Raw genomic sequence first — 25,069 nt, forward strand, 5'->3', positions numbered from 1 at the left:
ACGCCGGACCGGGTTGTTGTCCCGATTTCGGGGACAGGTTCGGGTCGTGGGGTGGGGGCGGCGGCGTCTCGCCTCCTCCACCCCCTCCCCCTCCCCCGTCAGCCGAGGGCCTTCCCCAGCCGCAGCAGCCCGTCCGCGATCTCCGCGGGTGTGTGCGTGGTGAACGACAGCCGCAGCGTCGCCGGGTCGGGCCGGCCGGCGAAGAAGGGGGCGCCGGGGACGTAGGCCACGTTGTGGGCGATCGCCTGCCGGAGCAGCGCGGTCGCGTCATGGCCGGCGGGGAGGCTGGCCCAGAGGAACATGCCGCCGTCGGGGCGGTTCCAGCTGCTGCCGGGCGGGAGTGCGTCCGCCAGTCCGGCGAGCAGGGCGTCACGGCGCTCGCGGTAGGCGTCGCGGACGGTGGCGAGGTGGGCGTCCAGGTCGCGGTCGGCGAGGTAGCGGGCCGCGGCGGCCTGGTCGACCGTGGAGGTGTGCAGGTCGGCGGCCTGCTTGGCGATCACGCAGGCGCGCCGGAGCGCGGCCGGGCCGCGCAGCCAGCCGAGCCGCAGTCCGGGGGCCATCACCTTGGAGAAGCTGCTCAGCAGCACCGTGCGGTCCTCGGCACCAGCGCAGCCCGAGATCCACTGCACCGGTTCGCCGGCGAAGCGCAGTTCGCCGTACGGGTCGTCCTCGACGATCCAGAGCCCGCGCCGTGCCGCCACCTCCGCGACCGCCCGCCTGCGTGCCAGTGGCAGCGTCCGGCCGGTCGGGTTCTGGAAGTTGGGCACCAGGTACAGCAGTTTGGGACGCTCCGCCGCGACCAGGGCGTCCAACGCGTCCGGGAGGATGCCGTCGGCGTCGGTCGGCACCGGGACGATGCGCGCGCCGGCCAGGGCGAAGCACTGCAGCGCGGCCAGGTAGGTCGGGTCCTCGACCAGGACGGTGTCGCCGGGCTCCAGCAGGGCCGTGGCCAGCAGCGAGAGCCCCTGCTGCGAGCCGCCGGTGATCAGCAGGTCCTCCGGCCCGGTGGGCAGGCCGCGGGTGGTGAGCCGGTCCGCGACGGTCGCGCGCAGCGACGGGTCGCCCTCGGTGGTCGAGTACTGCAGCACCCGCCGCGGCGACTCCCGCAGCACCGCGTCGTAGGCCGCGCGGATGCCCTCCGCGTCGAACAGCTCGGGAGCGGGCAGGCCGCCCGCGAAGGAGATCACCTCGGGGCGGGCGGTCAGCGCCAGGATCTCCCGGACCGGTGACCCGCCGACCTCCGCGGTGCGGGCGGCAAGAGCAGGAACGGGGGCCGGAGCTTCGGCGGCGCGGGTCTCGGCAGGAGTCGTCATGCCCGCCACCCTACGAAGGCCCGCCCCACCGCTCGGGGGGATTTCACGATGCGGTCGGCAGCGCGGCATGCCAGGAATCGAGCAATAGATACCGAGTGTATAGACGCGGTATCTATCCCCGGCGTACCGTGGCCGCATGAGTGTTCCACTGACCCTGTTGGGGCTGCTCGACCGTGAGCCGAGCCATGGATACGACCTCAAGCGCGACTACGACACCTACTTCGTCCGGGGCAAGCCGCTGCCCCCGGGCCAGGTCTACTCGACCCTCGGCCGGCTGGCCCGCGACGGCAAGGTGGTCGCCGGGGAGAGCGAGTCCGGCAGCGGTCCGGACCGCAGGCGGTACGCGATCACCCCGACCGGACGGGCCGAGGTGGAGTCCTGGCTGGCCGAGCCGGTGGACAGCGACCCCAACCTGCAGACCGTGCTGTTCGTCAAGGTCGTGCTGGCGCTGATGCTGGGACGCGACGCCGAGGGCTACCTCGACCGGCAGCGCGCCTCGCACCTGCAGCGGATGCGGGAACTGACGACGCTTCGGCGCAGCAGCGACCCGGTCGACGCGCTGCTCGCCGACCACCGGCTGTTCCATCTGGAGGCCGACCTGCGCTGGATCGACCTCACCGCCGCCCGACTGACCTCCCTGGCGGATCTGGTGGCTGCCTCATGAGCGCCGCGGACCTCCCCGCCGTCCCCACGGCCAAGGGCCCGCTGCTCCGGGCCCGGGACCTGCACCGCTCCTTCGGCAGCACCCCGGCGCTGCGCGGGGCCGAACTGTCCGTCGACGCGGGCGAGATCGTGGCGGTGATGGGCCCCAGCGGTTCCGGCAAGTCGACGCTGCTGCACTGCCTGGCCGGGATCTTCCCGCCGGACCGCGGTGAAGTGTGGTTCGACGGCGGACGGCTGGACCGGCTGAGCGAGAGCAGGCGCACCGAGCTGCGCCGCACCTCCTTCGGCTTCGTGTTCCAGTTCGGCCAGCTGGTACCGGAGTTGACGGTGGCCGACAATATCGCCCTGCCGCTGCTGTTCAACCGGGACGACCGTAAGGACGCCTACCGCAGGGCCGACGAGTGGCTGACCCGGCTGGAGCTGGACGGACTGGGCGGCCGGCGCACCGGCGAGCTCTCCGGCGGCCAGGCCCAACGGGTCGCGATAGCCCGGGCCCTGGTGATCCACCCCAGGGTGCTGTTCGCGGACGAGCCGACCGGCTCGCTGGACTCACTCACCGGCGAGCGCGCCATGGACCTGCTGACCGACCTGGCCCGGGCCGAGGGCACCACCGTGGTCCTGGTGACCCATGACGCCCGGGTCGCCGCCTACGCCGACCGCGAGGTCATGGTCCGCGACGGCCTGGTGACCAGCCCCTATCCGGTGGAAGGCGGCCGCTGATGTTCCGTCTCGGCCTGCGGCTCTCCCTGCAGGGCGGCCGGGAGGCGCTGGTGCGCCTCGCCGCCATCGTCGCCGCCGTCGCCCTGGGCGTCGCGGTGGTGCTGTCCATCCTCGCCGACTACAACGGCTACCAGACCCTGCTGGACCGCCCCTGCTGGGAGTGCACCCACGGGACCCCGCTGAACGCCGGGCAGTCCGCCGGCACGGCGCTGCCCGGCACCGGCGCACTGTGGAACCTCAGTGACGACTACTTCCGCGGCCGGACGATCGAGCGGCTGGACGTGGCGGCCCTGGGCTCGGCCGAACCGGTCGTCCCCGGCCTCCAGCAGTTGCCCGCCGCCGGGCAGTTCGTCGTCTCGCCGGCGCTGGCCGCACTGCTCCGGACGGTCCCCGCCGACCAGCTCGGCGACCGTTTCCCCGGCACCCAGGCCGGCCTGGCCGGTGACGCCGCGCTCTCCGGACCGGACGAGCTGGTGGTGGTCGTCGGCCACACCCCGGCGCAGCTGGCCGCCGATTCGGGCACCGAGTACGTCACCCGGGTCAGCACCGCGCACAGCGACATCAGCACCTCCAACGTCTACAAGTACGGCTTCGGCCTGGGCTCCATCGCGGTGATGTTCCCGCTGCTGATCCTGATCAGCACCGCCACCCGGCTCGCCGCCGCCCGGCGCGAGGAGCGCTACGCGGCGATGCGGCTGGTCGGCGCCACACCCCGGCAGATCAATGTGATCGCGTCGGTGGACTCCGCCCTCGGGGCACTGCTGGGCACCCTGCTGGGCATCGCCGTGTTCCAGCTGCTCCGCACCCCCGTCGACGACCTGGCCGTCACCGGCTCGCGGTTCTTCCCCGCCGTGGTGGACCCCTCGGCGGCCGACTACGCCGCCGTGGTCCTCGTCGTGCCGCTGGCCTCGGCGCTGGCCGCGCTCTGGTCGCTGCGGCGGGTGCGGATCTCCCCGCTGGGGACCAGCCGTCGGGCCACGCCGCCACCGCCCGGAGCCTGGCGGCTGGCACCGCTGCTGCTCGGCCTGGTGATCTACGTGGGGCCGCTGGCGGTGCTCGGTTTCCAGAACAAGTCGACGAGCGGGCCCAGCAGTTCGGCGCTGGCGCTGGCCGAGCTCGGGGTGCTGCTGATCATGGTCGGGCTGATCCTGAGCGGCTCCTGGCTCACCATGCAGGTCGCCCGGGTCGTCGCCAGGTTCGTCAAGGGGCCCGCCTCGCTGCTGGCCGCCCGACGGCTGGCGGACAACCCCAAGGCCGCCTTCCGCGCGGTGAGCGGGCTGGTCCTGGCCGTGCTGGTCGGCACCGCCATCGGCGGCCTGGTGCCGTCCGTGGTCGCCGGGCAGAACGCCGGGTCCGCCGGGTCGCTGACCCATGTGCTGCAGGCCGGTTTCGCCACCGGCGCCCAGGACCACACGAAGGACCGCACGACGAGCACCGCCGGCCTGCCGCCGCAGACCGCGGCGGCGCTGCTGGGACGACTGCGCTCGTTCCCGGGAGTCTCCGTCGTACCGATCTACTCGGACGCCGGTGGCGCCGGCGGACGCGGCGCACAGATCGCCGCCTGCGCCGACCTGGCGGCCGTCAGCGCGATCGGCCGGTGCGCGCCGGGCGCCCAGGACGTCAAGGCGCAGTTCTCGGCCCTGTTCGACGACAACCTGCTGTCGCTGGAACGGCAGTTGCCGCTGGTGACCGCCGCCAGCACCACCGGTTCGATCGACCTCTCGGCGCTGGACCTGCAGACCGTGCTGGTCCGGGTGGACAACGCCGGAACCCTGGAACAGATCCGCACCCTGCTGTCCACCTACCTGTCGGCCAACGGCGTGACCCAGCCCCCGCAGACCTTCGGCGAGGTCGGCGACGCCCGGGCGGGCGAACTCCGGGCGGCGGAACGGGTCATCGAGGTGCTGGTCGGCCTGACCGTCCTGGTGGCGGGCTGCAGCCTGGCGGTGTCCGTCGGCGGGAGCCTGGTCGAGCGCCGGCGGCCGTTCACCCTGCTGCGGCTGAGCGGCACGCCGACCCCGACGCTGTACCGGGTGGTGGTGCTGGAGTCGATGCTGCCGCTGCTCACCGCGACGGTGGTGGCCGCCCTGATCGGCTTCGGCACCTCACTGCCGCTGGTACTGGCCCTGGTGCCGCAGCGGGCCCACCTCGCCCCGCCGGACGGTACCTACTTCGCCCTGATGGGCGTGGGGCTGCTGGCCTCGGTGGCCGCGATCCTGACCGCACTGCCGCTGCTGGGCCGGATGACCGCGCCCTCGAACGCGCAGTTCGAGTAGTGGCCGTCCCCGCCGGGGTCAGCCCAGCAGGGCCAGCAGCGTCCGGGTGACCGCCCGCCGGGCGTGGGCGGCGGACAGGCCCCGGCGGGCCCGCAGATGGTTCCAGGACGCCCAGGAGGCGGCCGCGTCCAGGGCGTCCAGCAGGCCGCCGGCTCCTCCGGCGCCACGGACCCCGGCCAGTTCCGGGGCGAAGGTCGCCGCCAGATCGTCCCGGAACCACCGGTCGCCCTGGGCCATCACCCGGCGCAGCCCCGGCGACTCCGGCTCCAGGCCCAGCCCGATCAGCCGGATCGGCGTCATCAGCTCGTACATCCGCTCGCGCTGCCGCATCAGCGCCACCACCTTGCGGCTGGTCGTCCACCCGGACGGGACCCGCTCGGCCAGCGCCTTCCAGCGCGCGGCCTGCCGCAGCGCGCCCGCCTCGTAGAGCGCCTCCCGGTCGGCGAAGTGCACGAAGACGCTGCGCTCGGACACCCCGGCCCGCTCGGCGATCGCCTTGCCGGTGGGGATCCGGTTCTCCTCGGTCACCAGCGACAGCAGCGCGTCCACCAGGACGTCGTAGGTCCACTGCGGATCCCTGCGCCGCCGGCCCACGGGGCGCTGCTGCTCTGCCATGGCTCCATCCTCCCAGGTGCCGCCATCCTCCCAGGTGACCGCGGTGCCCCGAGGAACACGGTGCACGACCCTTGACGGGTGTACGTCGAACGCTGTCAGAATCTGGTGCACAGTGGGGGTTCAGTGGTTGATCGTGTTCGTTTCTGATCCGTTGGCACCACCATGCCTGCCTGGCCACCGCCCCTCACTCAACAGAGCCGCCGACTCTCGGGAGAGGGGATCGCCGTGGCGATCACTCGTAGATCAGTCCTAGTAGCAGGTGCGGTCGGTTCGGTGGCCGGGACGGTCGCCGGGGGCCTGCCCGCCCTTGCGGCCTCGGCCTCAGCCGCCGTCTCCGCCACCCCGTCCCGCGCCTCGGGCGGCCGGACCGTCGAACTGGCCGACGACTGGCGCTTCGTCCTGGTCAACCCGGCCGCGGCGACCGACCCGACCGGCGCCTACGCCGGGGCGGCCGCGCCCGGGTACGACGACTCGGCCTGGCGCACCGTCGCCGTGCCGCACGACTGGAGCATCGAACTCACCCCCACCACCGCCTCCGGCACCAGCAGCGGCACCGGCTTCCTTCCCGGCGGCCTCGGCTGGTACCGGCGCAGCTTCACTCTGCCGTCCGAACTGGCCGGCAAGCGGATCTCGGTGGAGTTCGACGGCGTCTACATGGACTCGTACGTCTACTGCAACGGCACCCTGGTGGGCAACCACCCCTACGGCTACACCGGCTTCGCCCTGGACATCACCGACCTGGTGCACACCGACGGCAGCACGGTCGACACCATCGCCGTCAAGGTCCAGAACCAACTGCCCAGCAGCCGCTGGTACTCCGGCAGCGGCATCTTCCGCCATGCCCGACTGGTCGTCACCGACCCGGTGCACGTCCAGCGTTGGGGCACCTACGTGACCACGCCGGGCCTCGCCGACACCCTCGCCTCCGGAACCGCGACGGTGCGGGCGCAGACCACCGTCGTGAACGACTCGGGCACCCCGCAGCAGGTCACCGTCCTGTCCACGGTCAAGGACCCGGAGGGCCGGGTGGCCGGCCGCAGCAGCTCGACGGTGCAGGTCGCGGCGGGCTCCGGCACCGGAGCGAACGCGGGCGCGACCGCGACGGCCACCCAGGAGATCGCCGTCGCCAAGCCGCAGTTGTGGTCCTTCGACTCCCCCCGGCGCTACACCCTGGAGACCGAGCTGCGGGTCGGCGGGGCGACCACCGACAGCTACCGCACCCCCTTCGGCATCCGCCACGCCACCGTCGACCCGGACAACGGCCTTTCCCTGAACGGGAAGTACGCCAAGCTCCAGGGCGTCGACCTGCACCACGACCAGGGCGCGCTCGGGTCCGCCATCAACTCCGACGCCCTGCTCCGGCAGATGGGCATCATGAAGAGCATGGGCGTCAACGCCTTCCGCACCTCCCACAACCCGCCCTCGCCGGAGATGGTCGCGGTCTGCGAGCAGTTGGGCATCCTGATGATGGTGGAGGCCTTCGACTGCTGGCACACCGGCAAGAACACCTACGACTACCACCGCTTCTTCGACCAGTACTCCGACGCGGACATCTCCGAGATGGTGCTGGCCAACCGCAACTCCCCGGCCGTGCTGATGTGGTCGATCGGCAACGAGATCCCCGACTCCACCAGCACCGCCGGGCTGGCGATGGGGCAGCGGCTGATCGACGACATCAGGGCGCTGGACGACAGCCGGCCGATCGTGATCGGCTCCGACAAGTACCGCAGCCTGCCGGCCGTCGGCTCGGCCGCCGACCTGATGCTCGCCAAGCTGGACGGGCTGGGGCTCAACTACAACACCGCCGCCTCGGTGGACGCCCTGCACGCCCGCTACCCGCACCTGTTCCTGTTCGAGTCGGAGTCCTCCTCGGAGACCTCCACCCGCGGCTTCTACCAGCAGCCGGACCAGCTCAACACCGGCGAGAACTACTCCCCCGGACGCCGGGAGACCTCCTCCTACGACAACAACCTGGCCTCCTGGACCATCAGCGGCGAGTACGGCCTCAAGAAGGACCGGGACCGGCGCTACTTCGCCGGTCAGTTCCTCTGGTCCGGGACGGACTACATCGGCGAGCCGACCCCGTACGACGTCTTCCCGGTCAAGTCCTCCTTCTTCGGCGCGGTCGACACCGCGGGCTTCCCCAAGGACGCCTACCACCTGTTCCGCAGCCAGTGGAGCAGCGAGCCGATGGTCCACCTGGTGCCGATGGACTGGACCGGCCACCGGCCCGGCGACACCGTCGAGGTGTGGGCCTACGCCAACACCGAGAGCGTGGAGCTCTACCTCAACGGCAGGTCACTCGGGGTGCGCAGCTTCGACGTCAAGACCACCACCGACGGCCGCAGCTACCTGGAGACCACCGAACCCACCGGGGACGACCGGACCGTCACCGGTGGTCCCTACCCCGGCAGTTACACCAGCCCCAACGGCAGCGCCGGCAAGCTGCACCTGACCTGGAAGGTGCCGTTCGCGCCGGGCGAGCTCAAGGCGGTGGCCCGGCACGGCGGCCGGACCGTCGCCACCGACCTGCTGCACACCGCCGACGCCGCACACGCCGTCCGGCTCACCCCGGACCGCACCGCGGTGGACGCCGACGGCCGCTCACTGGTCTACGTCACCGCGGAGATCGTGGACGCGCACGGAACGGTGGTCCCCGGCGCGGACAACCTGATCCGCTTCCAGGTCAGCGGCGGCTCGCTGGCCGGAGTGGACAGCGGCCGGCCGGAGAGCGCCGAGCGCTACCAGGCCAGCACCCGGGCCGCGTTCCACGGCAAGGCGCTCGCCGTCGTCCGCTCCGGCACCCGTCCGGGGACGCTCGCCGTCAGCGCCTCCTCGGCCGGGCTGCACCCCGGCAGCGCCCTGGTGCACGCCACCGGCGTCGGCGCGGCGCCGGTCACCCCGCCGACCGCACTGGTCCCGGACCCGGGGCCGGCCGCGCCGGTGTACCCGCTGGCGGACGCGGGCTACTCCGGTTCGCCCAGCACGGTCCCCGCCGCGATGCTGGACGGCAACCCGGCGACCGGCTGGTCGAACTACTACGCCAAGAGCGCCACCGCGCTGCTGCCGGCCTTCTCCGGTGCCGGGCCCGCGAGCTGGGTGTCCCTCAGCTACGCGGGGCCGCAGACCTTCGACCGGGTCGAGGTGTCGTTCACCGTGGACGCGGTGCACTCGCGGCCGGCCGGGGTCACCGTCTCGGTCTGGAACGGCTACCGCTACGTCCCGGTGGGCGGGGCCTCGGTCAGCTGGGCCACCGCCTCCGACGCGCCCACCGTGATCACCTTCGACCCGGTCCGCGGCTCCCGGCTGCGGCTGGACCTGGCCGCCGCCGACCCGGCGGCAGCCGACGCCGCCCAGCGGATCAGCACCCTCAGCGTGCCGGTGAGCTGAGCGGTCCGCGCCGGACGTAGCATCGGCGGAATGGAACTGCGCCAGCTGCGCTACTTCGTGGCGGTCGCCGAGGAGCTGAACTTCGGGCGGGCCGCCGCGAAGCTGCTGATCGCCGGGCCGTCGCTGTCCCAGCAGATCAAGTCGTTGGAACAGGACCTGGGGGTGCGGCTGTTCGACCGCGACCGCCGCTCGGTCCGGATCACCGCGGACGGCGCGGCCCTGCTGCCGCTGGCCCGGGACCTGCTGGAACGGGCCGACGGTCTGCGGCGCCGCGCCGCCGAGCTGTCCGGCTCCGAACCGGTGCGGCTCGGGTTCGTCAACTGGCTGCCGCCGGACCTGTCCGCCCGTCTGCTCGGGGTGGCCCAGCTGCACGTCGACCCCTGGGTGGCGCCCTCGCACGCGCAGGCGGCCCGGGTCGCCGACGGCAGTCTGGACCTGGCGGTGTGCTGGGTGCGCGACGAGGACCTGGAGCGGCACGGCCTGCGGGCCCGGCTCATCGGCGCGGACCGGCTGCACGCGGTCGCGGTCGGCGACGACACCGGCCCGGTCCCGGCCCGCGCCACCGCCGTGCTGGTGGACGACGACACCGTCTCCTGGTCGTCCTGGAACGTCTACGCCGAGCAGTTGGCCCGCGACACCGGCGCCCGGGCGGTGCGGACCCGGGACGGCGGGATCACCGGCCCGGCCTTCTTCGACCACGTCCGCCGCAGCCGACGGCCCGTCATCAACTCGCCCAAGGGCCAGACCGCGCCACTGCCGCCGGATCTGGTCCGCCGCCCGGTGACCGACCCGGCGCCGTACTGGACCTGGTCCCTGGTCCGGCGGGCCGACGAGACCCGCGCCGCGGTGCTGGCCGCGGTCGACGCCCTCACCGCCGGCGTCGGCAGCCTCGGACTGGACGACCCCGGGGCCTGGCTGCCCGACTTCGACCCGCACCGCAGCCGCTGACCCGGTACGTCAGCTGGTGCACCACCACAGGAACTGGCTGGTGCAGCTGGCCGAGGCCGACGGCTTGGGGCTGGCCGAGGGGGAGGTGGAGGCGGCCGCGGAGGAGGTGGCCGACGGAGAGGCGGAGGCGGACGCGGGCGCCGAGCTGGCGGCCGACCGCGAGGGCGAGGACCCGCCGGCTGCCGCGTGCGAGGCCGAGGCCTGCGCCGACGAGGAACTGGCGCTGGGGCTCGCCGAGGCCGACGCGGACGCGGAGCGACTGGTCGAGGCCGGATCCGAGGACGAGGCGCCGGCGGCGCCACCGGTGCTCCCGTCGCCCGCCGAGGCCGAGGTCTGCGGGTCGGCGATACCGGTGGCCGGAGCGCTGGAGGCGCCCGGCGTCGCCGGGGCGGTGGCGTTGTCGGTGGTCAGGGCGAGCACCCCGAGACCGCCGACGGCCAGGATGCCCACCGTGCTCAACGCCAGCATCCGGCTGCCGCGGGAGCGGTTGCGGCGGCGCCCGCGGGCGGGGGCGGCGAGCGGGACCAGCGGTTCGAGCCCGTCCCCGGGCGAGAGCTCGCCGTACAGGGCGACGGCGGTGGGCTCCCGGATCACCAGTTCCGCCGTGGGCCGGTCGCCCCCGGGGCCGTCACCCGCCGGGCGGTCCGGCGCGGCCTGCTCGCCGGCGACCGCCTCCGGCGCCAACTCCTCGGCGGGACGGCCGCATCCAGGGCAGTTCAGCGCGCCGTTGAGCCGGCGCCGACACGTCGAGCAGTAGTTCATTTGGTCTTCCGTGCAGGATGCTGAGCCTGCGGCCCAGAAGGTATCCCCGCAGCCTAGGGTGATCTGGACATGATCGAACAGTGGACTTGTGTGTGATTTATGCGCAGAAACGGTGTACGAACTCTCCGTCCACCCACCCGGACCGTGCGTCACCACCGACCGGTCCGTCGCGGTTCCGCACCGTTCGAGGGGTGTCCGGGCCGCACCGCGCATGCCACACTCGCGCCATGGCGGCCGTCCAGCTCCCACGGATTGCCTGGCGCCAGGTCCTGCCCGTGCTGGCCGTACTGGCCGCGCTGCTGGAGGCCACCGCCGGGCGCTACGGATACCACCGCGACGAGCTGTACTTCATGGTGGCGGGCCACCATCCGGCCTGGGGCTACGCCGACCAGCCGCCACTGGTGCCGCTACTGGTCCGGCTGGACACCGCGGTGCTGGGCGACTCGGTGCGGGCGCTGCGGACCCTGCCGCTGCTGGTGGCGCTCTGCACGGTGTTCCTCGCGGCGCTGTGCGCCAGGGAGTTGGCCGGGCCGGACGCCCGGCGCAGCCGCCGTTCCCAGCTGCTGGCCGCGGTCGCCACCGCGCTCTCGGCGCTGGTGCTGGTGAGCGGCCACCTCTTCGTCACCTCCGGGGTGGACCTGTGCGTCTGGGCACTGCTGCTCTGGCTGGTGCTGCGCTGGCTGCGGACCCGCGACGACCGGCTCTGGCTGCTCGCCGGACCCGCCGCCGGGGTCGGACTGCTCGTCAACAACCTGGTGGCGCTGCTGGCCCTGGCGCTGGTGCTGAGCGCGGCGGCGGTGGGACCGAGGGCGCTGTTCCGCAGTCCGCTGCTGTACGCGGGAGCCGTGATCGCCCTGCTGATCTGGGCTCCCGACCTGATCTGGCAGTGGCGGCACGGCTGGCCGCAGCTGACCATGGCCCGGCAGATCTCCTCGAACTCCGAGCGGGTGCAGCTGCTGCCGTTCCAGTTCGAGGCGTCCTTCCCGCTGCTGTGGATCGCCGGCTGGTGGGCCCTGGCCCGCCGCCGGGAGTTCGACGGGTACCGGCTGCTCGCGGTGGGCTATCCGGTGACGCTGGCCCTGGTGCTGCTCACCGGCGGCAAGCCCTACTACGCGACCGGCTGGGCCCCGCTGCTGCTGGCCGCGGGCTCGGTGGCCGCGGTGGACTGGCTGTGGCGTCCGGACCGGGCGCGGACCGCGCGGCACACCGGCACGGTGCTGCTCGCGGCGGTGCTGGGGGTGGTGTTCTCGCTGGTGGAGGTGGTCGCCGCGCTGCCCGTGGTGCCGGTGTCGACCTACCACCTGGTGCAGCCGTTGAACGCGGAGAACGGCGAGACCGTCGGCTGGCCCGACCTGACCGCCACCGTCGCCGGGGTGTACCGGGCGCTGCCGACGGCCGCCGACCGCTCCGGCGCCACCCTGATCGCCGAGAACTACGGCGAGGCCGGGGCCCTGGACCACTACGGCCGCCCGCTCGGCCTGCCCACCCCGTACGCCGACCACGACGGCTACGCCGACTTCGGCACCCCCTCCGGCGACGGCCCCTCGATCATGGTCGGCTTCGAACCGGACCAGCTGACCGGCTACTGGGGCAGCTGCACCCTGGCCGCCCGGATCGACAACGGCCGCGGCCTGGACAACCAGGAGCAGCACAAGCAGGTCCTGGTCTGCCGCGATCGGCTGCTGCCCTGGCCGGATCTCTGGAAGCGGCTGCGGCACTACTCCTGACGGCCGGTCAGTACCGCTCTCACGGCCCCTCGGCGAGTGCGGACTCCTCGCGGTCCAGGTCGTACTGGAGGTGGCGCCGGGTGGTGTCGCTGATCTGGTGGTCCTCGTACAGGCGCCGGAGCTCGCCGCCCTGAAGGGCTATCACCTCGCGGCGGATCTGCCGGTAGGCCGCCAGCACCGAGCCGGCGCCCCCGCCCTGGCCCTGTTCGCCGGCCTCCTGCTGGTCGTGCTGGAGCCGGGCGTCCAGCGCGCGCCGGGCCTGCTCCAGCGCGGCGGTGGGGGCGGCGTCGAGGTCGGCGAGCTGGTCCAGGTGCTCAAGGCCGACACCGGCCAGCCGCCGCCGGGTCCAGGCCTCCTCGCGCGCCGTGTGCTCGGGCTCCAGCGCGATGCCGGAGCGGTTCACCAGCGGCGCCAGGCTCAGCCCCTGCGCGACCAGGGTGGCCACCACCACGGCGGTGGTCAGCACCAGCACCAGCGAGCGTCCGGGCAGTTCGGTGCCGTCGGCGGCGACCAGCGGGATCGACAGTGCGGCCGCCAGCGGCATCACCCCGCGGGTCCCGGCCCAGGTCACCACCGCCGCCACCCGCCAGGAGGCGGTGCCGCCGACCGGTTTGACCACCGAGGTCAGCGGCAGCACCCAGAGGATCCGCAGCGCGATCAGCAGCGCGGCGACGGCCAGCGCCTGCAGCGGCCACCAGCCGGTGCCGCCAGGCAGCTCCCGTACCAGCGTGGGCAGTTCCAGGCCGACGATGGCGAAGACCACGCTCTCCAGCAGGAAGACCACGACCCCGTACACCGCCTGCAGCTGGAGCCTGATCCTGGCGTCGCTCAGCTTGTGCCCCGACCGTCCCAGCACCACGCCGGCCACCACCACGGCGGTCACCCCCGAGGTGTGCACGCTCTCCGCCAGCACATAGGCGCTGTAGGGGGTGACCAGGGCGATCACCGTCTCCAGCACCGGGTCGGCGGTGCGCCGCCGCACCACCGCCACCCCGGCCGCCACCGCCGCGCCCACCGCGCTGCCGCCGCCGGCCAGCAGCAGGAACTCACCCCCGGCGTGCGGCCAGTCCACCGCGGTACCGGCGACCGCCACCCCCACCGCGACCTTGAACAGCACCAGCGAGGTGGCGTCGTTGAACAGGCTCTCGGCCTGCACCAGCACCTGCACCCGGCCCGGCAGCGCCAACCGTCGGCCCAGCGCGGTGACCGCGACCGGGTCGGTGCTGGCCAGCACGGCCCCCAGCACGAACGCCATCGGCACCGGCAGCCCGGTCACCGCGATCGCCAGCGCCCCGACCGCCGCGGCGGAGGCCAGCACCAGGCCCAGCGCCAGCACCGTCACCGGCCGCCACACCAGCCGCAGGTCGCGCATCGACAGTTCCTCGGCCGAGGCGTACAGCAGCGGTGGCAGCACCACCAGCGCGATGGTCTGCGGGGCGATGTGCAGCGGCGGCGTGCCCGGTACCAGGGCCACCCCCAGCCCGGCCAGGACCAGCAGTGAGGGGGCCGGGATGCGCCAGCGGCGCGCACCCGTGGCCACGACGGTCGCCAGGACCACCAGGACGAGGATCGTGCCCACTGCGCGCATTTCGGGAACTCCGGCTCACCACCGGGGCCACCGCGGCGAAACGCGCGGTCCGTCCCCGGGCCGACCAGACTTCCCGGCACACCACCGCAACCTTATCGCGCCCCTTACGGGGCCCGTCCTGTCCGGTCAGCCGAAGCTGGTCAGCAGCACGACCACCAGGGCGAGCAGCCCGCCGCCGACGATCAGCGCGAAGGGCAGCACGACCAGCGCCAGCACCGAGAGCTGGCCGACCCGGACCACGAAGGCGCGGGCACCGCGCGGTGCGGGCGCGGCGGCCTGCCGGGGTGCGGGACCCCGACCGCGGCCGTCGGCCCGACGTGATCCACCCTGGCCGCCCGGCCCGCCCGGGCCCTGGGGTCCGTTGACGCCACCCGGCCCCTGGGGTCCGCGCGGGCCGCCCGCCGCGCGTGACCCGGTGGAGCCGCGCGTTCCGGTGGAGCCGCTTCGGTTGCTGGGTATGTCGGGCATGGCCTTGCTCCGGGGTCACGGTTGGCGGCGTGGCAGACTCAGCTTCTACGGACTCGTAGAAGTTCTAGTGGACTGTAGACGATGAGGAACCGACAGGTGAATGGCGGGGGCGACAGCGGGGGCGCGGGTGGGCGCAGACCCCTGGGGACACTGGAGGCCGAGGTCCTGGAGCTGCTGCTGGCAGCGCGGGAGCCACTGGTCCCGGGAGAGGTGCTGCGGCGGCTCGGCGACACCCTGGCCTACTCCACGGTGGTGACCGTGCTCTCCCGGATGCACGACAAGGGTCTGCTGACGCGCGACAAGCGCGGCCGGGCCTTCGCCTACGCACCGGTCACCGACGCCCACGGGCTGACGGCCCGCCGGATGCGCCGGGAGCTGGAGTCCGATCCGGACCGGGCGGCCGTGCTGTCCCGCTTCGTCGCGTCACTGTCGGCCGACGACGAGCAGGTGCTGCGGATGCTGCTGGGCGGCGATCTGTCCGGGCTGCCCGAGCTGTCCGAGCCGCCCCACCAGCCCATTTGGTCACCTTGACGATAACTGGGTTACCCGATATCGTCTATCTGACGACAAGGGGGGCCTGCCATGGCCGACATCAACAAGCGCTTCGGGCTGCGACACCTGCGCGCCGCACCCACCTCGCACATCCGCCACCTGCGCCGCGGCGAGATCGCCCACGAGGGCGCCGGCATCGCCTTCTGGTTCCGGCCGCTGGTCGCCGCGCTCTCCGAGGTACCCGTCGACGACCGCGAGCTGGCCATGCTGTTCCACGGCCGCACCGCCGACTTCCAGGACGTGACCGTGCAGGCCACGGTGACCTTCCGGATCACCGACCCGGCGGCCGCCGCCACCCGGCTGGACTTCGGCATCGACCCGGACACCGGGGTGTGGCGGGCCGCGCCACTGGAGCAGATCGGCTCGCTGCTCACCGAGACCGCCCAGCAGCACGCGCTGCACCTGCTGGCCCGCACCGCCCTGGCCGAGGCCCTGGTCGACGGGGTCGCCTCGGTGCGCACCCGGATGGCCGAGGGGCTGGCCGCCGAGCCCCGGCTGGCCGAGACCGGCCTGGAGGTCATCGCGGTACGGGTGGTCGCGCTGCGCCCCGAGCCCGAGGTGGAACGGGCGCTGCGCACCCCCGCCCGCGAGCAGATCCAGCAGGAGGCGGACCGGGCCACCTTCGAGCGCCGCGCCGTCGCCGTCGAGAACGAGCGCGCCATCTCCGAGAACGAGCTGGAGAGCAGGATCGAACTGGCCCGCCGCGAGGAGCAGTTGGTGGCCCAGCAGGGCGCCAACGCGCGCCGCCTGGCCGAGGAGGAGGCAGCCGCCGCGGCCGTCCGCACCGGCTCCGAGGCCGACCGGCGCACCACCCTGGCCACCGCCGAGGCCGAGGCGGTCCGGACCATCGGCGCCGCCACCGCCGCCGCCGAGGCGGACCGGCTGGCCGCGCACCAGCAGGTCGACCCGGCCGTGCTGCACGCCCTGGCGCTGATGGAGCTGGCCGGGAACCTGCCCAAGGTGGACCATCTGACGCTCACCCCGGACCTGCTCACCGACCTGCTCGGCAGGCTGGCGCGGTGAGCCTGGCCCCGCGCGCCGTCCTGGTCCACCGGCGCACCGAGTACCAGGAGTTGATCGACCGTCACAGCACCCGGGGGCAGGCCGAGTTCTTCCTGCGCACCCGGGGCCGGGAGATCGGTGAGGTCGAGCGGCGGCACCGGCTGGCCGAGGCCGCGCTGGCCCAGGTCGCCGGCGCGGTCCCGGCGGACTGGCGGCACGCCCGGGTGGAGCGCACCGACCTGTCCCGCTTCCTGTTCGCCCCCGACGACGTCGTGGTGGTCGTCGGCCAGGACGGGCTGGTCGCCAACGCCGCCAAGTACCTGGCCGGACAGCCGGTGCTGGGCATCGACGCCGAACCCGGCCGCAACCCGGGCGTGCTGGTCCGGCACCGCGCCGCCGACGCAGCCAAGCTGCTGCGGGCCGCCGTCGAGCCCGGGCTGGAGGCGCGGCTGGAGCAGCGCACCATGGTGGAGGCGGTGGCTGACGACACCCAGCGGCTGCTGGCCCTGAACGAGATCTACCTGGGCCAGCCCGGCCACCAGACCGCCCGCTACCGGCTCGGGACCGCGACCGGCGAGGCGCCGGAGCCGCAGGCCAGCTCCGGCGTCCTGGTCGGCACCGGCACCGGGGCCACCGGCTGGTGCCGTTCCGCCTGGCTGGAGCGGCAGAGCCCGCTCCGGCTGCCGGCACCCGACGACCCGGCACTGGCCTGGTTCGTCCGCGAGGCCTGGCCCTCCCCCACCACCGGCACCGACCAGGTCCAGGGCCTGCTGGCCGGGGAGCAGCGGCTCTCGCTCACCGTGGAGTCCGACCGCCTGGTCGCCTTCGGCGACGGCATCGAGTCCGACGCCCTGGAGCTGACCTGGGGCCAGGTGGTCCACCTCGGAGTCGCCACGACCCGACTGCGGCTGCTCGGCTGAGCCCCTCGGCCAGGACGGCCGACGCCCACCGTTTCCCGGTGGGACGCCGGCCGTCATGGTTCCTTCACTGCTGACTGGGGGTCACAACTGTCGTGACGTCAGGCCGGCAGTGACCACAGCTGGTTGGCGCTGCCGGCGCAGTCCCAGATCTGCACCTGGGTGCCGGAGCCGCCGTACCCGGTGTCGTCCAGGCACCTGTTGGACTGCGGGTTGTAGTACTCCCCGTTGGACTCGTGGATCCAGACCTGGGACCCGGTGTTGTTGCAGTCGTAGAGATCCACGAGCGTACCGTTGGCCGTGCCGCCGCCGTTGACGTCCAGGCACTTGCCCAGGACGTGCAGGGTGGTACCGGCCGCGACGTAGGTCCACTGCTGCGCGGCGGTGCCGTTGCAGGTGTAGACCTGGACCGGGTTGAAGTTGGCGGTGCTGGCCGAACGGTCGTCCAGGCACAGGCCGTTGTAGCCGGTGACGGCGCTGCCGCCGGTGGGCGGCGGCGTGGTGCCGCCTCCGGTGGTGGTGTAGGCCGCGACGTAGCCGACGCTCATGGTGGCACCGGAGCTGGTGGCCGAGGTCGGGGTGGTGCAGCCGCAGACGCCGTTGGGGAATCCGCCGCCGATGGCCAGGTCGAAGATGATCGACAGGTTGTGGTCGAAGGCCGCCTGCCAGGTCGAGGCGCCGACCTGACTCTCACTCACGCTGAAGTACTGCGCGCCGTCGAGGTACCAGGTGATGGTCTCGGCCGAGGTGTTGGTGCGGTCCAGGATCATCGAGTAGGTGTGGTATCCGGTCTGGCAGCCGGAGCAGGCGCGCAGCCCGCTGCCGATGCCGTTGCCCTCGTTGCACACCCCGCCGGGGTAGGTGCCGCAGTGGATCGTCCCGGCCACCTGGGAGAGGGCGTTGACGTCCTCCATGATGTCGACCTCGCCGTTCTCGGGCCACTGGCCCGGGCCCAGCATCCAGAACGCCGGCCAGTAGCCGAGGCCGCTGCCCGGGTTGGGCTGCTGGATCGACGCGGTGACCTGCAGCTTGCCGCCGGCCGGCGCGCCGACGTTGGCGCTCGGCGTCTGGATCCGGCCCGAGGTCCAGTTGCCGCCGTTGTTGATCGCGGTGATGTCCAGGTGACCGCTGCCGTCGAGGTGGACGTTGCTGGTCGAGTTGGTCATGGTCTCGATCTCGCCGGTCCCGAAGTTCGACCCGGGGCCGGTGTCGTAGATCCAGTTCGAGGACGACGGCGCGCTGCCGGACGCACCGGCGAAGCTGTCGCTGAACGCCGTGGTCCAACCCGCGGGCGGCGCGGGCACGGTGACCGCGTTGGCGGCACTGGGGAAGGTCATGTACGCCGCGACCAGCGCGATCGTCGCCAGCAGCACGGCGGAGCGGGTCCGGCGCAGGAAGCGGAGCAGGGAGAGCCCACGCCGTGGGGAGCGCGGGCTTCGTGCGTGTGTACCGGTCATCTACAACTCCCAAGAGTGCGCCGCGAACTGCCGTGTGGGGACGGGAGCTCCGGCACGGTTCCGAAACAGCGGCGGCAGGGGAGTGCCGCAGTGAGAGCGCTCTCACAAGGATCTCTTGGAACTATCGACCTTGGCATGCACACGCGTCAATGCCTGTGTCACAGAATGGTCTCCGCCGGACGGCGGAGTGGCATCCGGGTACGAGGACCGGCGCCGACACGCCGACGCCGGCGCCGTGAGGGTGGGGCTGCGGATCAGCCGCGGTCCCGCTGCTTGGCCGCCTCCTGCTTGTGCTTCTCCTTGATGCGCACGGTCTCCTTGCGCACCTCCGCCTGGGTGGCGCGCTCGCGCTGCAGCCACTCCGGGGCGGCGGCCTTCAGCTCGTCGATCTGCTCGGTGGTGAGCGCCTCGGTGATGCCGCCGCGGGCCAGCCCCGAGATGGAGACGCCCAGCTTGTCGGCGACCACCGGCCTGGGGTGCGGACCGTTGCGGCGCAGGTCCGCCAGCCACTGCGGCGGATCGGCCTGCAGGGCGTTGAGCTCGTCGCGGGAGACGACGCCCTCCTGGAATTCCGCAGGAGTGGCCTGGAGGTGGACACCCAGTTTCTTCGCCGCGGTCGCGGGCTTCATCGTCTGGGGGGTCTTCGGCTTGAGCGTCGTCATGGGGTCAAGGGTAACCAGCGCGGGAGCCTGTCCAGGTCACGGCCGGTAGCCTGGCTCCGTGACAGAGACGCAGGTGACCTCGCCGTTCCGGCTCGCATACGTTCCCGGAGTGACCCCCACCAAGTGGGTGAAGGTCTGGAACGAGCGGCTGCCGCAGGTCCCGCTCACCCTGGTGGGACTGCCCGCGGCCGAGGGCGACCCGACCCTGCGGCAGGGCGGCGCGGACGCCGGGCTGGTCCGGCTCCCGGTCGACCGGACCGTCCTCAGCGCCATCCCGCTCTACACCGAGACCACGGTGGTCGTGGTCCCCAAGGAGCACCGGCTGACCGAGGCGGCCGAGCTGACCGCCGCCGAGCTGGCCGAGGAGATCGTGCTGCACCCCCTGGACGACGTCCTGGAGTGGGAGCGGCGTCCCGGGGTGCCCGCCAAGGAGCGCCCGGCCACGACGGCGGACGCGGTCCAGCTGGTGGCCGCGGGGATCGGGGTCCTGGTCGTCCCGCAGTCGCTCGCCCGGCTGCACCACCGCAAGGACCTGACCTACCGCCCGGTCACCGACGCGCCCCAGTCGCAGGTGGCGCTCGCCTGGCCGGAGGACCGGACCACGGACCTGGTGGAGGAGTTCATCGGCATCGTCCGCGGCCGGACGGTCAACAGCACCCGGGGCCGCGCGGGCGAGACCGCGCCGCAGCCCAAGCAGCAGCGCACCAAGGCGGGCGACAAGGCGGGCGACAAGGCAGGAGCCAAGGCGGGCGACCGGCGCGGGCAGAAGGGCGGGACGGCCAGGACCGGTGGCGGACGTCCGCGCACCGGCGGCGGCTCGGGCTCCGGCGCCGGTAAGGGCGGGAAGCCGAAGCCCGGCAAGCGCGGCAAGCCGCAGCGCCGCTCCTGACCCCGGAACGGGCCGGGGCAGGACCACAGGTCCGTTCTATTGACGCCGGGCAGGCCGGTAGGTACAACGATGGCACCGCATGGCGTGCAGCGGGTGATCCCCGCCCGCACGCCCCCTTCGGCGCGGCCGGCGCGTGATGCCGCCCGCCGCTCCCGCAGTGCGGTCCCACCGTGCTCCACCCACCCACCGAGGATGTCGTATGCGCCTGCTCGAACGTCCGCCCCGCCGCCCGGGGCGTGCCGCCCTCCGGGCCCTGCTCCTGCTGCTGTCCTGCCTGGCGCTGGTCGCCGCGCCCGGCACCGCGCACGCCGTGACCACCGGCAACGGCTCGCTGGTGTACTCCCCCGCCGCCGGCAGCTCCTTCGACCCGGCCGGGACGACCTACGCGAAGATCGTCGTACTGAAGCACAGCGGCACCGCCAACGGGCGCATCCTGGTGACCTACGACCAGCTGGTCTGGGTGAACGGCAAGCAGGTGTACCCGATCTACTCCAGCAGCGACAACGGCGCGACCTGGACGCACCTCAGCGACGTGGTGCCGGGGAACGACTTCTCCACGCTGATCAAGACCTCGCAGCCGTCGTTGTACGAGGTGCCGCAGGCCACCGGCGGTCTCGCGGCCGGGACGCTGCTGCTGGCGGGGAACATCATGCCGTCGGACAAGTCCAGCACCCGGATCGTGGTCTACAAGAGCACCGACCACGGCGCCACCTGGTCCTACCTGAGCACCGTGGACAGCGGCGGCCCCGCCGTCTACGACCCGAGCGCGACCTCGACCACGACCGCGGTCTGGGAGCCCTCGCTCGGCCTGGACTCGGCCGGGGCGCTGGTGTGCTACTTCTCCGACGAACGGCAGAAGGCGAGCGGCATCCTGCAGGCGGTCTCCTACCACGTGTCCACCGACGGCGGGGCCACCTGGGGCGCGGAGGGCAACGTCACCGCGATCGCCAACGACAGCGACCGCCCCGGCATGATCACCGTCACCGCGCTGCCCAACGGCAAGTACATGGCGACCTACGAGGTGGTCAACCGCCCCTCGACGACGCTGAACACCGCGGTGGTGTACTACAAGTTCTCCGACGACGGCATCACCTGGACCGCCTCCGACCTGGGCACTCCGATCAAGCTGGCCAACGGCCGGGGGCTCGGCTCCTCGCCCTTCGTGAAGTGGGTGGCCGGCGGCGGGCCCAACGGCATGGTCGTGGTCTCCGCCAAGTGGGCCCTGGACTCCTCCGGGAACATCAGCGGCGGCCAGAACTTCTACGTCAACTACAACCTCGGCCAGGGGCCCTGGGAGCGGCTGCCGTACGCGGTGACCTACGACGCCAGTGACACCCAGGGCGGCTACTTCGCCGGATTCGCCCAGGCCTTCGACACCAGCGTGGACGGGAACACGTTGTACCAGGCGACCGACGTGGAGAACCTGACCACCACGTACAACGACATCCGGGTCGGTTCCGTCCCGCTCAACGCCCACCACTACGAGGCCGAACGGGCCACCCTGACCGACGCCTCCGTGGTCACCCAGGTCGACGCGGACAACGGCAGCAAGGTGGGCTACATCAACTACTCCGACAGCAAGGTCGCGTTCACCCACGTCAACGTCCCCACCGCGGGGACCTACACGGTGAACGTCCGCTACGACAACGGCAGCGGCGCCACCAGCAGCCAGACCGTGAGCGTGAACGGGGGCACGGCCACCACGGTGAGCTATCCGGCCACCGTCGACTGGAACCGCTACGGCTGGGCGCAGTTCACCGCGACCCTGAACGCCGGGTCCAACACGATCACCTTCGGGTACAACGGCAGCTACGCGGAGCTCGACGCCATCGACGTCTACCAGGCCGGGGTCGCCGCGGACGGGGAGTTCAAGCTGGTCAACCGCAACAGCGCGAAGGACCTGGAGATCACCTCCGCGCTGACCACCGAGAGCGCGCCGGCAGGCCAGTGGGGGGACACGAACAACCCCACCCAGACCTGGCGGATCAGCGCCGCCTCCGCCGGCGGCTACACGCTGACCAACCTCAACAGCGGGAAGCTGCTGACCGTGAGCGGGGCCTCCACCGCCAACGGCGCCGCGGTGGTGCAGAACGCCTCCAGCGGCTCGGCCTCCCAGCGCTGGACCCTGACGCCGACCGACTCCGGGTACGCGACCTGGACCAACGCCAACAGCAGCAAGCTGTTGGAGATCTACGCGAACTCCACGGCCGACGGTGCCATCGCCGACCAGTGGGCGTCCACCGGCTACAACTGCCAGCAGTGGCTCCTGGTCAAGGAAGGCATCCAGTAGCCGTCGCACCACCAGCAGCGTGACCAGCAGGAGCAGTCGAGGCGGCGGGCCGTGCACGGCCCGCCGCCGGGCTCCCGCACGCCCCGGGGCGGCCTCCGGCGCAGTGTTACGAAGAGGCGACGGCGGGATGTCGGACAGGCCATTGACGCGACCGCCGTACCACGGGTACAACGTAAGAACCTGATCAGCCGACCACCGCCACCAGCGGACTGCGGACGGCGAACCCCGCAGGTACGGGCCGGTGCTCCGCGCTTGGAGCCGCACCACCCCCAGGACCTTCGCCGGCGCCTGCCCGCCCCCAGCTTCGCCCGCTCCACCCCCTCTGCGCCACCCATCTGCGCCACCCATCCGCCCCACCCCACCCGCGGCACTCCCCCTGCGTGTGCCGCACCCCCCGCTCGCCCGCCCCGCCGAACTCCACGGCGGCAGCCATCAGCAGCAGTCAAGGGAGACTCTCATGTCGTCGAACAGCTCCGAGCACAGATCCGCCGCCGACCAGCCCGTGGCCGGCCCGTCCCGCCGTTCACTGCTCCGTGTGCTCGGCGCGGCCGGTGTCGGAGCCGCCGCCGTCGGCGCGCTCAGCGCCTGTGCTCCCGGCTCCTCCGCCGCCCCCAAGGCCCTGGGCTCGGTCGCGCCCTCGCAGGCCAAGGGCAGCACGACGCTCTGGTTCAAGGACGACGACATCCTGAAGGTCTTCCGCGGCGTGGTGCCCTCGTTCACCAAGAAGTACCCGGCGGTGACCGTGAACCTGGTCGGCGTCGACATCGACAAGAAGCTGGCCCCGGCGCTGATCTCCGGCGCCGGCGTGCCCGACGGCGCCTACCTCGGCGACGGCAGCGTGCTGGGCCAGGCCGAGCACCTGACCGACCTGACCTCCCAGATGGCCAAGTACCGCGCCGACACCGTGCAGTACAAGCTGGACGTGAACACCGACGGCCAGCGCCTGGTCGGCATCCCCTGGGACACCGACCCCGGCCTGCTCTACTACCGCGAGGACATCCTGTCCGCCGCGAAGGTCGACCCCACCCAGCTCACCTCCTACGACGCCCTGCTGGACGCCGCCCGGGAGATCAAGGGCCGCAACCCCAAGGCCCAGCCGATCCCGCTGGAGCAGGACCCCGACCTGGCCATGCAGTGGCTGATGATGCTGGTCAACCAGCAGCAGGGCACCGGCATGGTCGACTCCGCCGGCAAGCTCACCATCGACACCGACGCCTTCCGCACGGCGCTGACCTGGATCAAGAAGGTCGCCGACGAGGGCCTGGGGGCCCGCAGCAAGTTCGCGAGCACCGCGCAGATCGCCCAGGCCGACGGCGGCACGGTCTCCCTGGTGCCGTGGGCGATCTGGTACAACTTTCTGGTCCAGGGCACCTTCAAGAAGAGCGTGGGCCACTGGCGGGCCGCGCAGCTGCCCGCGTGGACCACCGGCGGGGCGCGCTCGGGCGTGATGGGCGGCAGCTCCTTCGTCATCCCAGCCAAGGCCGCCAACCCGGACCTGGCCTGGCTCTTCTACGAGCACGCGGTCTACAGCGCCGAGGGCTACCAGGCCGTGTTCGGCAGCAACAGCGTCTACCCCAACGGGCTGAACACCGCGCTGCCGTCGGTCAAGTCCGCGCTCAACCCGCAGAACTCGCTGTTCAAGCCGCTGGCCGGGCTCGGCAACGAGAACCTGTGGGAGGTCGGCACCCAGGCTTCGCTGGCCATCCCGCCGGGCTACCGCATCCCGACCTGGTTCAACCAGGCCGACGCCTATCTGGGCGCCAACCTGCAGAAGCTGATGGACGGGAAGATGAGCGTGGACGCGGTCATCAAGCAGTCCGTGTCGGCCATCCAGACCAACCTCGTCGACCGGGCCTGACCGCCATGGCGAACCTGACCTGGAACACACGCGCGCCGCAGTCGGCGCAGCAGGATTCGCCGCCCGCCCGCCGGGTCCGGGGCCGTCGCCCCGGGTCCGGCGGGTCCCGGGCCCGGCAGGAGCGGTGGTGGGGCCTGGCCCTGATCTCGCCCTTCCTGCTGATCTTCGCCGCCTTCACCGCCTACCCGCTGGTCTACGCCCTGGAGCTGAGCTTCAGCGACTGGCACGGCGCCGGCGTGCTGCGCTGGGTGGGCTGGTCCAACTACAGCTACCTGCTGACCAACGGCGACTTCTGGGCCTCGCTCGGCAACACCGGGGTGATGTGGCTGCTGATCGTCCCGGTGCAGACCCTCGGCGCGGTCGCGGTCGCCAGCCTGCTGACCCGCTCGCGGCTGAGATTCAAGAAGACCCTGCGCACCGTCGTTATCCTGCCCTACGTGACGCCGCTGGCGGCGATGGCGCAGGCCTTCGTGCTGCTCTTCGACGACCACTTCGGCGCGGTGGACCGGGTGCTGACCGCGCTCGGCGGGCCGAACATCGGCTGGCTGACCACGACCACCTGGGCCAAGCCCGCCATCGCGCTCTTCGTGATCTGGAAGACCAGCGGCTTCGCCCTGATCATCATGCTCGCCGCGGTCCAGGGCATCACGCCCGAGGTGTACGAGGCGGCCTCGCTCGACGGAGCCGGTCCGGTGCGGACCTTCTTCTCGGTCACGGTCCCGCTGGTGCGCCCCGCGGTCGGCTTCTTCGTGGTCATCTCGACCCTCGGCATCTCGCAGATGTTCCTGGAGCCGTTCATGATCACCCAGGGCGGCCCCTACAACTCCTCGACCACGTCGGGCATGTACCTCTACAACCACATCCGGGCCTCCGACCTGGGCACCGGCGCGGCGAACTCCTTCCTCCTGGTGGTCCTCGTCCTGCTGCTGTCCCTGGCCGCGGTCCGCGTCCTGCGCTCCAGGGAGGACTGAG

At 72.6% G+C, this 25,069-nt stretch carries 20 protein-coding genes; 13 read left to right on the forward strand and 7 right to left on the reverse strand.

Features of this window, described 5'->3' with window-relative positions; all coding sequences use genetic code 11:
* Positions 1 to 98: 98 nt before the first annotated feature.
* Positions 99 to 1,313, reverse strand: coding sequence for an aminotransferase-like domain-containing protein (locus IF29_RS0120315; protein ID WP_030256865.1), 1,215 nt, complete (start codon positions 1,311 to 1,313; stop codon positions 99 to 101).
* A gap of 136 nt (positions 1,314 to 1,449) precedes the next feature.
* Here IF29_RS0120315 and IF29_RS0120320 point away from each other — a divergent pair, with 136 nt between their 5' ends.
* The 3 genes from IF29_RS0120320 to IF29_RS0120330 are packed head-to-tail and all read left to right on the forward strand — an operon-like array spanning position 1,450 to position 4,972.
* Complete coding sequence (locus IF29_RS0120320; RefSeq protein ID WP_030256867.1) at positions 1,450 to 1,977, forward strand: PadR family transcriptional regulator; 528 nt, start codon at positions 1,450 to 1,452, stop codon at positions 1,975 to 1,977.
* Positions 1,974 to 2,696 carry an ABC transporter ATP-binding protein gene (locus IF29_RS0120325; RefSeq protein ID WP_051725565.1) on the forward strand — a complete coding sequence of 241 codons (723 nt, stop codon included), beginning with the start codon at positions 1,974 to 1,976 and terminating at the stop codon, positions 2,694 to 2,696. Before IF29_RS0120320 ends, IF29_RS0120325 begins: the two co-directional genes overlap by 4 nt.
* A complete protein-coding gene (locus IF29_RS0120330) occupies positions 2,696 to 4,972 on the forward strand; it encodes an FtsX-like permease family protein (RefSeq protein WP_030256870.1) in 2,277 nt (758 codons plus the stop codon). Before IF29_RS0120325 ends, IF29_RS0120330 begins: the two co-directional genes overlap by 1 nt.
* Before the next feature lie 18 nt (positions 4,973 to 4,990).
* Here IF29_RS0120330 and IF29_RS0120335 read toward each other — a convergent pair whose 3' ends face one another.
* Positions 4,991 to 5,587 (reverse strand): TetR/AcrR family transcriptional regulator, encoded by a 597-nt coding sequence (locus IF29_RS0120335; protein ID WP_030256872.1) that lies wholly within the window; start codon positions 5,585 to 5,587, stop codon positions 4,991 to 4,993.
* A 225-nt stretch (positions 5,588 to 5,812) separates the two neighbouring features.
* Here IF29_RS0120335 and IF29_RS0120340 point away from each other — a divergent pair, with 225 nt between their 5' ends.
* Together IF29_RS0120340 and IF29_RS0120345 are read left to right on the forward strand one after the other, a co-directional pair.
* Entirely contained in the window at positions 5,813 to 8,977 is a 3,165-nt protein-coding gene (locus tag IF29_RS0120340; protein WP_030256875.1) for a glycoside hydrolase family 2 TIM barrel-domain containing protein, read from the forward strand.
* Positions 8,978 to 9,007: 30 nt separating this feature from the next.
* Positions 9,008 to 9,925 carry a LysR family transcriptional regulator gene (locus IF29_RS0120345; protein ID WP_030256876.1) on the forward strand — a complete coding sequence of 306 codons (918 nt, stop codon included), beginning with the start codon at positions 9,008 to 9,010 and terminating at the stop codon, positions 9,923 to 9,925.
* A gap of 9 nt (positions 9,926 to 9,934) precedes the next feature.
* On the opposite strand, the gene IF29_RS42200 is transcribed toward IF29_RS0120345, so the two are convergent.
* On the reverse strand, positions 9,935 to 10,687 hold the full coding sequence (locus tag IF29_RS42200; protein ID WP_157623840.1) for an SCO2400 family protein: 753 nt from the start codon (positions 10,685 to 10,687) through the stop codon (positions 9,935 to 9,937).
* Between the two features lie 227 nt (positions 10,688 to 10,914).
* Here IF29_RS42200 and IF29_RS0120355 point away from each other — a divergent pair, with 227 nt between their 5' ends.
* Positions 10,915 to 12,414 carry a glycosyltransferase family 39 protein gene (locus tag IF29_RS0120355; RefSeq protein ID WP_030256879.1) on the forward strand — a complete coding sequence of 500 codons (1,500 nt, stop codon included), beginning with the start codon at positions 10,915 to 10,917 and terminating at the stop codon, positions 12,412 to 12,414.
* Positions 12,415 to 12,433: 19 nt separating this feature from the next.
* On the opposite strand, the gene IF29_RS0120360 is transcribed toward IF29_RS0120355, so the two are convergent.
* Together IF29_RS0120360 and IF29_RS45120 are read right to left on the reverse strand one after the other, a co-directional pair.
* The gene (locus tag IF29_RS0120360; RefSeq protein WP_030256881.1) at positions 12,434 to 14,002 is read right to left on the reverse strand and encodes a Na+/H+ antiporter; all 1,569 of its coding nucleotides are present in this window, start codon (positions 14,000 to 14,002) and stop codon (positions 12,434 to 12,436) included.
* 126 nt (positions 14,003 to 14,128) lie between these two features.
* On the reverse strand, positions 14,129 to 14,470 hold the full coding sequence (locus IF29_RS45120; RefSeq protein ID WP_084714654.1) for a hypothetical protein: 342 nt from the start codon (positions 14,468 to 14,470) through the stop codon (positions 14,129 to 14,131).
* An 81-nt stretch (positions 14,471 to 14,551) separates the two neighbouring features.
* Here IF29_RS45120 and IF29_RS42210 point away from each other — a divergent pair, with 81 nt between their 5' ends.
* The 3 genes from IF29_RS42210 to IF29_RS0120380 are packed head-to-tail and all read left to right on the forward strand — an operon-like array spanning position 14,552 to position 16,944.
* Complete coding sequence (locus tag IF29_RS42210) at positions 14,552 to 15,001, forward strand: BlaI/MecI/CopY family transcriptional regulator (RefSeq protein ID WP_051725566.1); 450 nt, start codon at positions 14,552 to 14,554, stop codon at positions 14,999 to 15,001.
* Positions 15,002 to 15,052: 51 nt separating this feature from the next.
* Entirely contained in the window at positions 15,053 to 16,045 is a 993-nt protein-coding gene (locus IF29_RS0120375; protein WP_030256886.1) for an SPFH domain-containing protein, read from the forward strand.
* Positions 16,042 to 16,944, forward strand: a complete 903-nt coding sequence (locus IF29_RS0120380) for an NAD(+)/NADH kinase (RefSeq protein ID WP_030256890.1) — start codon at positions 16,042 to 16,044, stop codon at positions 16,942 to 16,944. The genes IF29_RS0120375 and IF29_RS0120380 overlap by 4 nt, the downstream gene beginning before the upstream one ends.
* 98 nt (positions 16,945 to 17,042) lie before the next feature.
* Here the strand turns inward: IF29_RS0120380 and IF29_RS0120385 are convergent, their stop codons facing one another.
* Together IF29_RS0120385 and IF29_RS0120390 are read right to left on the reverse strand one after the other, a co-directional pair.
* Complete coding sequence (locus tag IF29_RS0120385; protein ID WP_084714656.1) at positions 17,043 to 18,398, reverse strand: ricin-type beta-trefoil lectin domain protein; 1,356 nt, start codon at positions 18,396 to 18,398, stop codon at positions 17,043 to 17,045.
* A gap of 254 nt (positions 18,399 to 18,652) precedes the next feature.
* The gene (locus tag IF29_RS0120390) at positions 18,653 to 19,060 is read right to left on the reverse strand and encodes a DUF5997 family protein (protein ID WP_030256895.1); all 408 of its coding nucleotides are present in this window, start codon (positions 19,058 to 19,060) and stop codon (positions 18,653 to 18,655) included.
* A gap of 58 nt (positions 19,061 to 19,118) precedes the next feature.
* Here IF29_RS0120390 and IF29_RS0120395 point away from each other — a divergent pair, with 58 nt between their 5' ends.
* The 4 genes from IF29_RS0120395 (at position 19,119) to IF29_RS0120410 (ending at position 25,068) form a co-directional block, all read left to right on the forward strand.
* A complete protein-coding gene (locus tag IF29_RS0120395; protein WP_030256898.1) occupies positions 19,119 to 19,949 on the forward strand; it encodes a LysR substrate-binding domain-containing protein in 831 nt (276 codons plus the stop codon).
* A 199-nt stretch (positions 19,950 to 20,148) separates the two neighbouring features.
* Complete coding sequence (locus IF29_RS0120400; protein WP_084714658.1) at positions 20,149 to 22,239, forward strand: RICIN domain-containing protein; 2,091 nt, start codon at positions 20,149 to 20,151, stop codon at positions 22,237 to 22,239.
* A gap of 457 nt (positions 22,240 to 22,696) precedes the next feature.
* Entirely contained in the window at positions 22,697 to 24,097 is a 1,401-nt protein-coding gene (locus IF29_RS0120405; RefSeq protein WP_051725567.1) for an ABC transporter substrate-binding protein, read from the forward strand.
* Positions 24,098 to 24,102: 5 nt separating this feature from the next.
* Complete coding sequence (locus IF29_RS0120410) at positions 24,103 to 25,068, forward strand: carbohydrate ABC transporter permease (RefSeq protein WP_030256906.1); 966 nt, start codon at positions 24,103 to 24,105, stop codon at positions 25,066 to 25,068.
* Position 25,069 lies beyond the last annotated feature (1 nt).

This window comes from Streptacidiphilus jeojiense, from assembly GCF_000719095.1.
Classification (GTDB): Bacteria; Actinomycetota; Actinomycetes; order Streptomycetales; family Streptomycetaceae; genus Streptacidiphilus; species Streptacidiphilus jeojiensis.